At 72.9% G+C, this 14156-nt stretch carries 10 protein-coding genes; 9 read left to right on the forward strand and 1 reads right to left on the reverse strand.

The window, feature by feature from the left end:
* Positions 1–343: 343 nt before the first annotated feature.
* The 6 genes from ACZ42X_RS12055 to ACZ42X_RS12080 all read left to right on the forward strand — a co-directional run bounded on the left by ACZ42X_RS12055 (position 344) and on the right by ACZ42X_RS12080 (position 9906).
* Positions 344–1663, forward strand: coding sequence for an FAD-dependent oxidoreductase (locus tag ACZ42X_RS12055; RefSeq protein WP_468287540.1), 1320 nt, complete (start codon positions 344–346; stop codon positions 1661–1663).
* A 15-nt stretch (positions 1664–1678) separates the two neighbouring features.
* Positions 1679–2560, forward strand: a complete 882-nt coding sequence (locus ACZ42X_RS12060; RefSeq protein ID WP_468287543.1) for an alpha/beta fold hydrolase — start codon at positions 1679–1681, stop codon at positions 2558–2560.
* 32 nt (positions 2561–2592) lie between these two features.
* The gene (locus ACZ42X_RS12065) at positions 2593–4251 is read left to right on the forward strand and encodes an MFS transporter (RefSeq protein ID WP_468287546.1); all 1659 of its coding nucleotides are present in this window, start codon (positions 2593–2595) and stop codon (positions 4249–4251) included.
* 11 nt (positions 4252–4262) lie between these two features.
* A complete protein-coding gene (locus ACZ42X_RS12070) occupies positions 4263–5825 on the forward strand; it encodes an aspartate aminotransferase family protein (protein ID WP_468287548.1) in 1563 nt (520 codons plus the stop codon).
* 340 nt (positions 5826–6165) lie between these two features.
* Positions 6166–8007 carry an AfsR/SARP family transcriptional regulator gene (locus tag ACZ42X_RS12075; protein WP_468287551.1) on the forward strand — a complete coding sequence of 614 codons (1842 nt, stop codon included), beginning with the start codon at positions 6166–6168 and terminating at the stop codon, positions 8005–8007.
* Between the two features lie 261 nt (positions 8008–8268).
* Complete coding sequence (locus ACZ42X_RS12080; RefSeq protein ID WP_468287554.1) at positions 8269–9906, forward strand: FAD-binding oxidoreductase; 1638 nt, start codon at positions 8269–8271, stop codon at positions 9904–9906.
* Positions 9907–10119: 213 nt separating this feature from the next.
* On the opposite strand, the gene ACZ42X_RS12085 is transcribed toward ACZ42X_RS12080, so the two are convergent.
* On the reverse strand, positions 10120–10887 hold the full coding sequence (locus tag ACZ42X_RS12085; protein ID WP_468287557.1) for an SDR family oxidoreductase: 768 nt from the start codon (positions 10885–10887) through the stop codon (positions 10120–10122).
* A 143-nt stretch (positions 10888–11030) separates the two neighbouring features.
* Between ACZ42X_RS12085 and ACZ42X_RS12090 the strand changes: the two genes are divergently transcribed.
* From ACZ42X_RS12090 to ACZ42X_RS12100, 3 genes are all read left to right on the forward strand, one after another.
* A complete protein-coding gene (locus tag ACZ42X_RS12090; protein ID WP_468287560.1) occupies positions 11031–11876 on the forward strand; it encodes an NAD(P)H-binding protein in 846 nt (281 codons plus the stop codon).
* 241 nt (positions 11877–12117) lie between these two features.
* Entirely contained in the window at positions 12118–13707 is a 1590-nt protein-coding gene (locus ACZ42X_RS12095; RefSeq protein ID WP_468287562.1) for an acyl-CoA carboxylase subunit beta, read from the forward strand.
* Positions 13708–13740: 33 nt separating this feature from the next.
* Entirely contained in the window at positions 13741–14025 is a 285-nt protein-coding gene (locus ACZ42X_RS12100; protein WP_361424393.1) for an acyl-CoA carboxylase epsilon subunit, read from the forward strand.
* Positions 14026–14156 lie beyond the last annotated feature (131 nt).

Below are 14156 nucleotides of genomic sequence, written 5' to 3' on the forward strand. Positions count from 1 at the left end.
GCTCCATGGACCACTCGGTGAACTCCCCGGCGGATGAATTCCGCGGGCGCCCGCGCCTCCTGCGGAAAGCGCCCGGAGTTCTTCGCGCGAGTTCTGTACGAAACCTTGAAAGCTGATGCTCAAAAGGCTAATGACGCAGGGTTTTCGAACAGTCACGCGACGGTAACTCCCGCGTGGGGGAAGGTCGATGACCCACGCGTTGCCGCACGGTGGGCGGCCGGTGGAACGCGACTGGATACCTTCTTACGCGGGCTCACGCGATATGAAGTCACGGCAGTTCTTCGGCGAGTTCGTCGTAGCCCCGCCCGGGAATCCAAAGCGAATTCAAGGAGATCGAATCGCCATGATCAACGATCGGGAAGGCCGCGCGATAGTGCTCGGCGGCAGCATGGCGGGACTGTTCGCGGCACGTGCGCTGTCCGAGACCTTTGCCGAAGTGGTCATCGTGGACCGCGACGAGCTCACCGGCCCCGGCGACCTGCGCCGCGGCCTGCCGCAGGGCCACCACCTGCACGGCCTGCTCGCCCGCGGCCAGCAGATCACCGAGGAGTACTTCCCGGGGATCACCGACGAGATGAGGGCCGACGGCGCCCAGACCGGCGACGTCGCCGGCGACGTCCGCTGGATCATCAACGGCAAGCGGCTGGTGCAGGTCGAGTCCGGCCTGGTCGCCCTCACCTCCAGCCGCCCCTTCCTGGAGCGGCACGTCCGCGACCGGGTGCTGGCCCTCGACGGCGTCGGCGTCCTGGAGAACGCCACCATCCTGCGCCTGCGCACCGAGGCGGAGGGCCGCGAGGTCACCGGGGTCGTCGTCACCCGCAACGGCGCCGAGGAGACCCTCGACGCCGATCTCGTCGTCGACGCCACCGGCCGCGGCTCGCGCACCTCCGTCTGGCTGGAGGAGCTGGGCTACGAGGCCGTGCCCGAGGAGAAGCACAAGATCGGCCTCGGCTACACCACCCGCTACTACCGCGTGCCCGACGAGGCGTTCGAGGGCAACATCTCCATCAACACCGTCGCCTCCGCCGGCGTCCCGCGCGGCGCCATCTGCCAGAAGATCGACGGCGACCGGGCCATCGTCACGGCGTACGGCATCCTCGGCGACCACCCGCCCACCGATCCCGAGGGCTTCATCAGCTTCATCAAGTCCCTCGCCGCGCCCGACATCCACGAGGTGCTGCAGGTCTCCGAGCCGCTCGACGACCCGGTCGCCTACAAGTTCCCCACCAACCTGCGCCGCCACTACCAGCGCATGACGGACTTCCCGTCCGGCCTGCTCGTCATCGGCGACGCCGTGTGCAGCTTCAACCCCAGCTACGCGCAGGGCATGACCGTCGCCGCGATGGGCTCGCTCGTGCTGCGCAAGCACGTCGCCGAGAACCGCCGCCCGGACGCCCTCGCGTACTTCCGCGACCTGGCGACGGACGCGGTCGACGGCTGCTGGGAGATGGCCGTCGGCGCCGACCTGAGCTTCCCCGAGGTCGAGGGCGAGCGGACCCCCGAGGTCCAGGCCGCCCACGCCTTCATCGCCCAGGTCCAGGACGGCGCCGCCCGCGACGCGGCCGTCGCCCGCGCGTACTCCCGCGTCATCGGCCTGGTCGACCCGCCGTCGGTCCTCCACGACCCCGAGATCGAGGCCGCCCTCGCCGGACCGCGGAACTGACGGGCGGCGACCACCATGCAGATCACCCTGGACGACCTCGTCTTCGACGTCGCCGTCGACGGACCGCTCGACGGCGAACCGGTCCTGCTGCTCCACGGCTTCCCGCACAACAAGGAGTCCTGGACCGAGACCGCCCCCCTGCTCCACGCGGCCGGGCTGCGCACCATCGCCCCCGACCAGCGCGGCTACTCGCCCGGCGCCCGCCCCGCGGACGTCGACGCGTACCGGCTGCCGCACCTGGCCGCCGACGCGCTCGGCGTCCTCGACCGCCTCGGCGTCGAGACCGCCCACGTCGTCGGACACGACTGGGGCGCCGCCGTCGCCTGGTACCTGGCCGCGAAGCGGCCCGACCGGGTGCGCACCCTGACGGCCCTCGCCATCCCCCACCTGGACGCCTACCAGTACGCGTACCGCGTCGACGAGGAGCAGCAGCGCAGCTCCGCGTACGTGAAGTTCCTCGTGTCGGACGGCGCCGCCGAGCACTTCCTCGCGGACGGCGCCGCGCAGCTCCACGCCTGGTTCACCCAGGCCGGCGAGGGCGTCCTGTCGGACGCCCAGATCGCGCGGTACGTGACGACCCACACGCGTCCCGGCACCCTCGACGCGGCCCTCAACTGGTACCGCGCCAACGACCTGCTCGGTGACCCGCTCGACTTCGGCCCGGTCACCGTGCCCACCACGTTCGTCTACAGCCGCACCGACACGGCCGTCAGCGAACTGGCCGTCCAGCGCACCGCCCGGCACGTCACCGGCCCCTACCGGCTGGTGACCCTGGACGAGACCTCGCACTGGCAGCCGCAGCAGGACCCCACCACCATCGCCGCCGAGATCACCGCCCGCGTGCGGACCCACGGCACGTCCGAACCCGCGCCCGCGGCGCCCCCCGCGACGTACTGAACCATCAGGCAGAAGAAGGGACCCCCTCACTCATGTCCTCCAACACCGCACCCGCGGCGGAGCTGCGGGCCGGACCACGCGAGTGGCTCGGACTGCTGGTGCTGCTGCTCCCGGTCACGCTGATGACAGCCGACCTGGGCGTGCTGTGGCTGGCCACCCCGTACCTCGCGGCCGACCTCCAGCCCAGCAGCTCCCAACTGCTGTGGACCACCGACATCTACGGCTTCATGACCGTCGCCTTCCTGGTGGTCATGGGCACGCTCGGAGACCGGCTCGGCCGGCGCCGGCTGCTGATCCTCGGCTCCCTCGGCGTGATCGCCTCCTCGCTGCTCGCGGCCTACGCGACCAGCCCCGAGGTGCTCATCGTCGCCCGCGGCCTCCTCGGCGTGGCCGGCGCCGCCGTCCTGCCGTCCACCCTCTCCCTGATCAGCCACATGTTCGCCGACGCCAAGCAGCGCGCCACGGCGATCGCCATGTGGGTGACCTCCCTCTCGGTCGGCATCGCGATCGGCCCCGTCATCGGCGGCGTCCTGCTGGACGTCTGGTGGTGGGGCTCGGTGTTCCTCATGGGCGTGCCGGTCATGCTGGTGCCGCTGCTCCTGGCGCCCGTGCTGCTGCCCGAGTACCGCGACCCGAACCCGGGCCGCATGGACCTCGCCAGCGTCGTGCTGTTCCTCGCCGCCATGCTGCCGATCGTCTACGCCGTGAAGAAGTTCGCCGAGGACGGCTGGTCCACCGTCAACCTGGTGGCCATCGTCGCCGGCGTCGTCCTCGCGGTGGTGTTCGTCCGCCGGCAGAACGGCCTGGAGACGCCCCTGCTCGACATGCGCCTGTTCCGCGGCCGCGCCTTCACCGGCGCGCTGCTGACGCTGCTGTTCGGCATGATGGCGCTCAACGGCGTCGAGTACCTGGTGCCCCAGTACCTGCTGGTGGCGGGCGGACTGAGCCCGCTGGCGGCCGGTCTGTGGCTGCTGCCCGGCGCGGTGGGCCTCATCGTCGGCTCCCAGCTGACCCCCGTGCTCGCCAAGCGGATGCGCCCGGCGTACGTCATCACCGCCGGCCTGCTGGTCACCCTGGCCGGCTTCGTCCTGACCGCCGCCGCCGACGGGGACAAGGACGGTGTCGTACCGGCCTCGCTCGGCCTGGCGGTCGTCATGTTCGGTGTCGCCCCGATCAGCGTCCTCGGCACGGCCCTCGCCGTCGGCTCGGCGCCGCCGGAGAAGGCGGGTGCCGCCGCCGCGACCGGGCAGACCGCCTACGACCTGGGCCTCGCCCTGGGCATCGCGGTCACCGGCAGCGTCGCCGTCGCCGTCTACCGCGGCGACGTCGCCGAGTCCGCCCCGGCCGGCATCCCGGCCTCGGCCGCCGAGGCCGCGCGCGACTCGGTGGGCGGTGCCACCGCCGCCGCGGAGTCGCTCCCGGCGGAGCAGGCGGGTCAGCTCGTCGCCGCCGCGCGGGACGCCTTCACCGCCGGCTTCCACATGACGGCCTGGGTCAGCGCCGGGCTCGCGGTGCTGACGGCCGTCATCGTCCTCGCCCTGCTCCGGAAGATCCCGGCGATCGGCGCCGAGGCCGCCCCGGAGGCCGCCGAGGCCGCTCCGGACTCCGCCGAGGCCCCGGACGAGGCGGCCGCGCAGGCCGGCGCGGGAGCCTCCGCGGGCGCCCGCGAAGAGACCGTCACCACGGCCTGAAGGGGCGCCAGATGACCGAGAACACCACCCCGCACGCCGCGGGATCGGAGTACGCCGAGCCGTTCCTGCTCGAGGTACTCGCCTCCGGAGGCCTCGACGCCGAGTACGTACGCGGCGAGCGCAACACCCTCTACCTGCGCGGCGAGAACGGGGACGAGATCCCCGTCACCGACTTCGTCGGCGGCTACGGCTCGTTGATGCTCGGGCACAACCACCCCGAGATCAACGCGTACGCCAAGGAACTGCTCGACGGCGGGACCCCCGTCCACGCGCAGTTCTCCCGCCACCCGTACGCCAACGACGTGGCGGCCGCGCTCAACCGCATCATCCAGCGGGAGCGCGGCGACGACGAGTCGTACTACGCCATCTTCGCCAACAGCGGCGCCGAGGCGAACGAGGCGGCCATGAAGCACGCCGAGCTCGACCGCGGCCTGCGCGTGGCGGCGCTGGCCGAGGAGATCGACGGGCACCTCGCGGAGGTGACCGCGCGGGTCGCCGACGGCACCGCCGTCCTGCCCGCCGGGCTCGCCGACTCCGCGGAGGAGCTGGCCGCCGAGGTACGCCGCCGCAACGAGGCGCAGTTCACCCGGCAGCCGCTGTTCCTGGTGCCCGAGGGCGGCTTCCACGGCAAGCTCGCGGGCAGCGTCCAGCTGACCCACAACGAGGTCTACCGGCTGCCGTTCCGGGCGCTGGCCGCGCAGACGCGGTTCGTGCCCCGCGACCAGCCGGGGGCGCTGCGCAAGATCGTCCAGGAGGAGCGGGCCACGGTCCTCGACCTGGCGGTCGAGGGCGGCGAGGTCCAGCTCGTCGAGCGGGACTTCCCGCTGTTCACGGCGTTCGTGCTGGAGCCGGTCCTCGGCGAGGGCGGCATCCACGAGCTGACCCCCGCGTTCGCGGAGGAGATCCAGCAGGTGTGCGCCGAGACCGGCATCCCGCTCGTCATCGACGAGATCCAGACCGGCATGGGCCGCACCGGAACCTTCCTGGCCGCCACGCGGCTCGGCCTGAAAGGCGACTACTACACCCTCGCCAAGAGCCTCGGCGGCGGCATCGCCAAGGCCGCGGTGATGCTCGTCCGCAGGCCGCTGTACCGGGGTCAGTTCGAGCTGGCCCACAGCTCGACCTTCGCCAAGGACAGCTTCTCCTGCCTCATCGCGCTGAAGGTGCTGGAGCTCATGGAGGCGGACGGCGGGGCCGTCTACCGCACGGCCGCCGAGCGCGGGGAGCGGCTGCTCGCCATGCTGCGGTCCGTCCGGGACGACTTCCCCGAGGTCGTCAAGGACGTCCGCGGGCGCGGGCTGATGCTCGGGCTGGAGTTCCACGACCAGTCGGAGGCGGCGGCCGAGCCGCTGCGGCAGGTGGCGCTGAGCGGGTTCTTCGGCTACTTCGTGGCCGGGCACCTGCTGCGCGCGCACCGCGTCCGCGTCTTCCCGACGTCCAGCGCCGTCAGCACCCTGCGCTTCGAGCCGTCCGTGTACCTCACGGACGAGGAGATCGGCCGGCTGGAGACGGGGCTGCGGGACGTGTGCGCCGTCATCCGCGACACCGACGGCGCCGCCCTCGCCCCGCAGTGAGGCACCGTCGTCGCCACGCGGTGATCCGTTAACAGACCATCCGGTCTGGTTTTCGGTGGCGTAGATCACCTAACCGCCACCTCGCCATCACAGCACCTCGCCTCCCGGCTCCCGGTTCCCGGCGGTCGGCGGCACTCCCAGAGGGCCCGGACTTCTTCCCAGTCCGGGCCCTCTGGCCTGCTGTTTTGGTGCTACGTCAGCGGTGGTGCGGAGCTGTCGACGGCGTCGGGGCGTGTCGTCCGCATAGTCGGTCGGTGTATGTCTCTTTGACAAACCGGACTGCTGGTTTGTAATCTCCTGGTCAAGTGGCAGAGCCCATCGGCTCGGACGTGGGGGAGACATGCGCTTTCGGATGCTGGGACCGCTCGAAGTCACATCGGACGACGTACCGGTCCCCCTCGGGGGGACGAAGCAGCGCGCGACCCTGGGCTATCTGTTGCTCCAGGCCAATCAGGTCGTCCCCACCAGCCGCCTCCTGTCGGCCCTCTGGGGCGCCGACAACGCTCCCGCGACCGCCCGCAAGATCCTGCAGAACGCGGTCTGGAGCCTGCGGGGCCTGCTGGGGACACACGCCCCGGCCGGGGGCTCCTCCGCGGAACTCGTCACCCGCGTACCGGGCTACATGATCTGCGTCGAACCCGACCGGGTCGACCTCCACCTCTTCCGCATGTGGGTCGCGCAGGGCCGCGCCAAGCTGGCCGCCGGCGCCCCGGACGAGGCCCTGGCCCTGCTGTGCCGCGCGCTGGAGCTGTGGCGCGGCCCGGTCCTCGCCGACCTCGTCGAGATCGGCATCATGTGGCCCGAGCTGACGGCCGTGCAGAACGCCCGCCTCGACGTCCTCGAGGACTACTTCGAGGCCCGGCTGAGCTGCGGCCAGCACTACGCCGTCATCGGCGAGATCGAGGCCACCGTGGAGGCGGAGCCGCTGCGCGAGCGCAGCTCGGGCCAGCTGATGCTCGCCCTGTACCGGTGCGGCAGGCAGGCCGACGCCCTCGGGGTCTACAACCGCATCCGGGCCACCCTCATCGAGGACCTCGGCCTGGAGCCGGGGCACGAACTGCGCCGCCTGCAGCAGGCGATCCTCGCCCAGGATCCCGCCCTCGACCTCCTGGACGTCCCGGTGTTCGGCAGCGGTACCGCCCTCGGCACCGGCCCGGGCGCCGCCGACGGAGGCGCCGCGCCATGGGCGGAGAGGCACCGTCCGCTCACCAGGGTGTCACCCGCCGCGCCCGCCCGGGACCACGGCAGGACCGTGCCGCCCGCCACCCGGCCCGGCGCCCAGACCGTCGCCCGGCCCGCCACCACGGCCGGCCCCGTCGCGGCCGCCGCCACGGCCACCGCCAGGCCCCGCCCCCTGACCGGCGCCCCGGGCCTTTCCGGCACCCCGGGTGCGGCCGCCCGGCAGGGCCGTGTCAACGGCGGTCCACCCGCCCAGCTCACCGACCGGCCCGCCCCCGGCCGGCCCGCCCCGGCCCGCGCCGTGCCCCCGCCGCACGGTCCGCGCCCCGGCGCCGCCCCGGCCCGTACGGCCCCGGCCGCCCGGCCGGTCGCGGCACGTCGCCCGGTCCCCGGGCAGGGCACCGGCCTGGTGACGGAGCGTCAGCGCCTGAGCGTCCTCCTCGCCCGCACCCGGGTCCCCGGGCCCCTGCCGGGCGGCGGCCTCACGGCGTACCCCGAAGAGCTCATGGACGAGCTGCTGGAGTGCGCCAGCGCCACTGCCCAGCGGCAGATCGAACGGTTCGGCGGCGAGCCCGTCGCCACGATAGGTCCGGTCACCCTCGGTGTCTTCCGCGCCGAGAGCGACGACGGCGCCGCCCTGCGGGCCGTCCGCGCCGCCGCGGCGCTGCGCGAGGCGCTGGCCGCACCCGGCGGCGCCGGCGCGTACCCGGCCCGTCCGCAGCCGCGCCGCGGCGTCGTCCTGCAAGCCTCGGTCGCCACCGGTCAGGCGCTCGTCCGCTTCCACCCGGGGGAGGCCCTGCCGCCCTCCGTCAACGGCGCCCTTCTGGACCTCTGCCAGGCCCTGCTGAGCACCGCCCCCGCCGGCACCATCCAGGTCTGCGACACCACCCGCGCGGCCACCGCGTCGGCCGTCGCCTACACCCCCGTGGAAGGACAGCCGCGCACCTGGCGCGCCGTCGACGTCCTCGCCCACAGCCGCGCGGCCCGCGCCCGCGCGATGTGAACGGCCCGCCGGGGCGCCGGCCGAGCCGGCGTTCCGGCATTTCAAACGGGCCACACAAATGGAATTGGCCAGGGGTTACCCGACGGTGGGAACTGGCCTATAACGTTCGGCGCCATTGGGGCTGAACGTCATGAAACCCACGCCACCTCCGCGTGAGGAACGGCTGTGGTTGTCGAGTTCCGTACCCATGCGGTTCGAACCCACACCCCCACAGCGAAATCCGCAATTCCCGGAATCACATCCTCACGGAGGTACCCCGCAATGACCGGACTTTCCCGCCGGGTGTTCCTGCGAAACAGCGCGGTAGCCGGCGGCGCCGCCGCCCTGGCCCTCCCGGCCATCGGCGGCTGGGCGGGCGAGGCGTACGCCGACACGCCCACCCCGGCCGAGGCCGTGGCCGGCGAGGCGCTCGTCAAGGTCACGCCCGACGACCCGCGCTACGCCTCGCTCGTCACCGGCGCCAACGGCCGCTGGATCGGCACGCCGGCCTACGTCCTCGTGGCCAAGACGGCCGACCAGGTCGTCCAGGCCGTGCAGGAGACCCTCGACCAGGGCCTGCGCTTCACCGTGCGCAGCGCCGGCCACTGCTACGAGGACTTCACCACCAACCCGGAGATACGCGTCCTCATCGACGTCTCCGCCATGACGGCCATCGGCTACGACTCCACGCGCCGTGCGTTCGCCATCGAGCCCGGCGCCCGGCTCGGCTCCGTCTACGAGACGCTCTACACCAACTGGGGCGTCACCCTGCCGGGCGGCACCTGCCCGTCCGTCGCCGTGGGCGGTCACGTCCCCGGCGGCGGTTACGGCCCGCTGGCCCGCTCGCACGGCGTCACCGTCGACCACCTGGCCGCCATCGAGATCGTCGTCGTCGGCGCCGACCGCAAGGCCCGCAAGGTCGTCGCCACCTGTGCCCAGGACGACCCCCACCGCGAGCTGTGGTGGGCCCACACCGGCGCGGGCGGCGGCAACTACGGCATCGTCACCCGCTACTGGTTCCGTACCCCGGGCGCGACCGGCGCCGACCCGGCCGCGCTCCTGCCCAAGGCCCCCCGGGAGCTGATCCTCTCCGAGGTCGCCTTCTCCTGGACCGGCATGACCGAGGCCGCGTTCAGCAGGCTGCTCTACAACTTCTCGGCGTGGCACGCGGCGAACCAGTCGCCCACCGCTCCGTACGCCAAGCTCTTCAGCGCCATCAAGCCGCGGCACCGCTCGGCCGGCGAGTTCCTGATGACCACCCAGATCGACTCGGCCGTGCCGGACGCCGACAAGCTCCTGGACGACTACCTCGCCGCGATCGTCGCCGGCACCGGCCTGACGTACCGCGTCGACACCCGCAAGCGCGTCGACTGGCTGTACAACGTGCTCAACTGGCCGGGTCTCGGCGGCAGCGGCTTCGAGGGCAAGGGCCGCTTCAAGGCCAAGTCCGCCTACCTGCGCAAGCCGTTCCCCGCGGCCCAGCTCAAGGCGTTCTGGAAGCACCTGAACCGCACCGACTACAACAACCCGGCCGCCCTCGTGGAGATCGCCGGTTACGGCGCCAGGGCCAACCAGCTCGCGTCCAGCGCCACGGCCACCGCCCAGCGCGACTCCATCATCAAGATGCTCTTCATCGACCTGTGGGCCACCGAGGCCGAGGACGCCCAGAACATCGCCTGGGTACGGGAGTTCTACCGGGACGTCCACGCCGCGACCGGCGGCGTCCCGAGGCCCGGCGGCGTCAACGACGGCGCGTTCATCAACTACGCCGACTCCGACCTGGCCGACCCGGCGCTCAACACCTCCGGCGTCCACTGGGGCACGCTCTACTTCAAGGACGGCTACAGCCGCCTCCAGACGGCCAAGCGCACCTGGGACCCCCACAACCTCTTCCGCCACGCGCTCGGCATCAAGCCCTGACCCCACGGCCTCCGGCTGACAGAGCGGGCCTTCGGACGACGAGGCGAACCCTCGGCGACCGGAGGCCCGCTCCGGCGTTCACCGGCCGCCCGCGGGCCCCTCGCACACGGGAAGGGGCATACGAAGGAGCCGCCCCCTCCCCTCTCTGCGAGGGGGAGGGGGCGGCTGGCTTCCGCGTGCGGGACGGAAGAAGGCCCCTCTGTGCCGAACCGGTCAGATGCCCAGGCCGGAACCCCCGCTCGCGTCGATGTTCTGGCCGGTCACCCAGCGGGCGTCGTCCGAGGCGAGGAAGGTCACCACGTCGGCGACGTCCTCGGGCTGGCCGACCCGGTTGAACACCGAGAAGCCGGCGGCGTGGGCCTTGGCGGCCGGGTCGGCCATCCACGGGTGGATGTCCGTCTCGATGGTGCCCGGGGACACCGCGTTGACGGTGATGCCGCGGGAGCCCAGGGTCTGGGCCAGCGTCAGCGTCAGGACCTCCAGGGCGCCCTTGGTGGCCGCGTAGGAGGTCATGCCCGGGAAGGCCACCTTGGTGACACCCGAGGAGATGTTGATGATGCGGCCGCCGTCACGCAGCCGCTCCAGGCCCTTCTGGATGATGAAGAACGGGGCCTTGGCGTTGACCGCGAACACCCGGTCGTAGTCCTCCTCGGAGACCTCGTGGATGAGGCCCGGGCCGGCGACGCCCGCGTTGTTCACCAGGATGTCCAGGCCGGGCGTGTCGGAGTGCTGACCGATGGTGGCGTCGAACTCCGCCCACAGGGCGGCGGCGTCACCCGGGACACCGAGCTCCGCGCGGAAGGCGAAGGCGCGGCCGCCGGCGGCCTCGATCGCGTTCACCGTCTCCTTGGCGGCGGCCTCGTCGCTCGAGTAGGTCAGCGCGACCAGCGCGCCCTCCTTCGCCAGCCGCTTGGCGATGGCACGCCCGATGCCCCGGCTGCCGCCGGTGACCAAAGCCGTCTTGTTCGTGAGGGCAGTCATGCAGGGAACTCCCAATTCTCTCGACCGTGGCGACCTCTGATGCCAGGGCCGCGAATGCGATCGTCCTCCGGTGCCCTCACCCGCCGCCCATTCCCGGCCCATTGCCCGGTCTGCGTGCGCGATCGCGGAATTAGTCTCCGGCCATGACCTACGAACCCGTTCTCGTGATCGGCGGCACCGGAAAGACCGGAAGCCGCGTCGTACGGCAGCTCACCGAGCGCGGCGTGCCGGTGCGCTCCGCGTCCCGCAACGCCGAGCACCGCTTCGACTGGCTGGACGAGTCCACCTGGGGCCCCGCCCTCGACGGCGTCCGCGGCGTGTACATCGTCCAGCTCGACGGCGCCAACAGGACCGGCGCGTTCGTCGAGGCGGCGGCCCGCGCCGGGGTGGAGCGCCTCGTCCTGCTGTCCGCGCGCGGCGTGGACACCCCCGGCTACTACGGCTCCGCCGCCGAGACCAGCGAGGACTTCCTCGCCGGTGAGGCCGCCGTCCGGAGCAGCGGCCTGGACTGGACGGTGCTGCGGCCCGGCTGGTTCGCCCAGAACTTCAGCGAGGGCTTCTTCAACGACGGCGTCCTGGCCGGGGAGTTGCGCCTCCCCGCCGGTGACGGCGCCGCCAGCTGGGTCGACGTCGAGGACATCGCCGCCGTCGCCGTCGCCGCCCTCACCGAGAAGGGCCACGCCGGCCGTACGTACGAGCTGTCCGGGCCCGCGCCCGTGACCCTCGCCGAGGTCCTCGAACTGATCCGGGAGGCCGGCGGCCGTACCGTCCGCTACACGCCGCTCACCGCCGACGAGTTCGTCGCCGAGCTGGTCGGGCAGGGTGTCGCCAAGCCGGACGCGGAGCTGTGGGCCGCGGCCATGCACCCCATCGCCCAGGGCTTCGAGCGGAAGGTGTCGGACGGCGTCCGCGAGGCCCTCGGCCGCGAGCCGCGCGCCTTCGCCGCCTACGTGGCCGACGCTGCGGCGGCCGGAGCCTGGCGCGCCTGACGCGCCGGGGGAGCGGCCGCCCCCGCCCGGCACCCGGCGCTCACCGGGCGGGGCGCGGCCGCCTCGCACGGTCGCCCCCGCCACGTGGGGCCGGACGGCGGTTCAAGGCAACCTCAAGAAGACCTGTAGCGGAATTTCCCACTATGAGTGGTATGCCGTGGCGCACGCCCGGTGCACGGTGTTCCGCGCCGCCCGGCGCATCGACGAGAACCACCTTCCCCCGCATCTGGAAAGGACAGGCATGAGCATCCTTGAGGAACGGCCGCCCAGCCCCTCGCCCGCGTCGATGGCCGGGCGGGTGGCGGAGCTGGCGGACCTGCGCGAGCAGGTGCTGGCCGGCCCCAGCGCGCAGGCCACCGAGGCGCAGAAGAAGAAGGGCAAGCTCACCGTCCGCGAGCGGCTGGAGCTGCTGTTCGACAAGGGCACGTTCACCGAGACCGAGCCGTTCCGCCGGCACCGCGCCACGGGCTTCGGCCTGGAGGCGAAGAAGCCCTACAGCGACGGCGTGGTGACCGGCTGGGGCCGGATCGACGGCCGCACCGTCTTCGCGTACGCCCACGACTTCCGCATCTTCGGCGGCGCGCTCGGCGAGGCGCACGCCCAGAAGATCCACAAGCTGATGGACCTCGCGGAGAAGGCCGGCGCCCCCATCATCGGCCTCTGCGACGGCGCGGGCGCCCGTATCCAGGAGGGCGTCACCGCCCTCGCCGGCTACGGCGGCATCTTCCAGCGCAACGTCCGCAACTCCGGTGTCATCCCGCAGATCAGCGTCATCATGGGCCCCTGCGCGGGCGGCGCCGCGTACTCCCCGGCGCTCACCGACTTCGTCTTCATGGTGCGCGGCACCTCGCAGATGTTCATCACCGGCCCCGACGTGGTGCAGGCGGTGACCGGCGAGCAGATCACCCAGGACGACCTGGGCGGCGCCGACGTCCACGCCGGCACCTCCGGTGTGGCCCACTTCGCGTACGACGACGAGGAGCAGTGCCTGGAGGACGTGCGCCACCTGCTGTCGTACCTGCCGTCCAACAACCGGGAGCTGCCCCCGTCGGAGCTGGCCGACGACCCCGCGGACCGGCGCAACGAGTCGCTGCTCGACCTCGTGCCCGCCGACCCGAACCGGGCCTACGACATGCACGCCGTCATCGAGGAGATCGTCGACCACGGCGACTACTTCGAGGTGCACGGACGCTGGGCGCCCAACATCATCTGCGCGCTCGCGCGGCTCGGCGGCCAGGTCGTCGGCATCGTCGCCAACCAGCCGCAGACGCTGGCCGGCGTCCTCGACATCGAGTCCTCGGAGAAGGCCGCGCGCTTCGTCCAGATGTGCGACGCCTTCAACATCCCGCTGGTGAGCCTCGTCGACGTGCCCGGCTTCCTGCCCGGCGTCGACCAGGAGCACGGCGGCGTCATCCGGCACGGCGCCAAGCTGCTGTACGCGTACTGCAACGCCACCGTGCCGCGCATCTCCCTGGTGCTGCGCAAGGCGTACGGCGGCGCCTACATCGTGATGGACTCCCGCTCCATCGGTACGGACATCGCGCTGGCCTGGCCGACCAACGAGATCGCCGTGATGGGCGCCGAGGGCGCGGCCAACGTGGTGTTCCGCCGCGAGATCGCCGCGTCCGACGACCCCGACGCCACCCGCGCGGCCCGTATCGAGGAGTACCGCCGGGAGCTCATGCACCCCTACTACGCCGCGGAGCGCGGTCTGGTCGACGACGTCATCGACCCCGCCGACACTCGTTCCGCGCTCATCGGCGCGCTGGCCATGCTGCGCGACAAGCACGCGCCGCTGCCCACGCGCAAGCACGGCAACCAGCCCCAGTGACGCCGGACGACCGGCCCGGCCCGAGGAGGAACCATGGCGGTACGAGCGGTGAGCGCGGTGAGTGATCTGCCGGAGGAGGCCACGAGCCAGGTGTGGCGCATCACGGGCGGGTCGCCCACCGCCGAGGAGGTGGCCGCGGTGGCGGCGGTCCTGTCGGCGGTGCTGGCGGCCCGTGCGGAGGAGGCGGCCCGCGAGGCCCGGGAACGCGACGGCGCCCGCCGCCGCAACGGAGCCCCCTGGCTCCCGTCGGCGGCCCGCCGCAGGGCGGCCACCTCCTGGGCCGCGGCCCCCGCCCCGACCTGGCGCGACGCGGCCTGACGCACACGGGCCGCCGCCGGCAGACCGGCACCACCACAGCAGCGGGGGGGGGGGGGGGGGAGGGCGGGGGGGGGGGGGGGGGGGGGGGGGGGGGGGGGGGGGGGGGGGGGGGGGGGGGGGGGGGGGGGAGA

The organism is Streptomyces sp. NPDC030862, assembly GCF_055571835.1.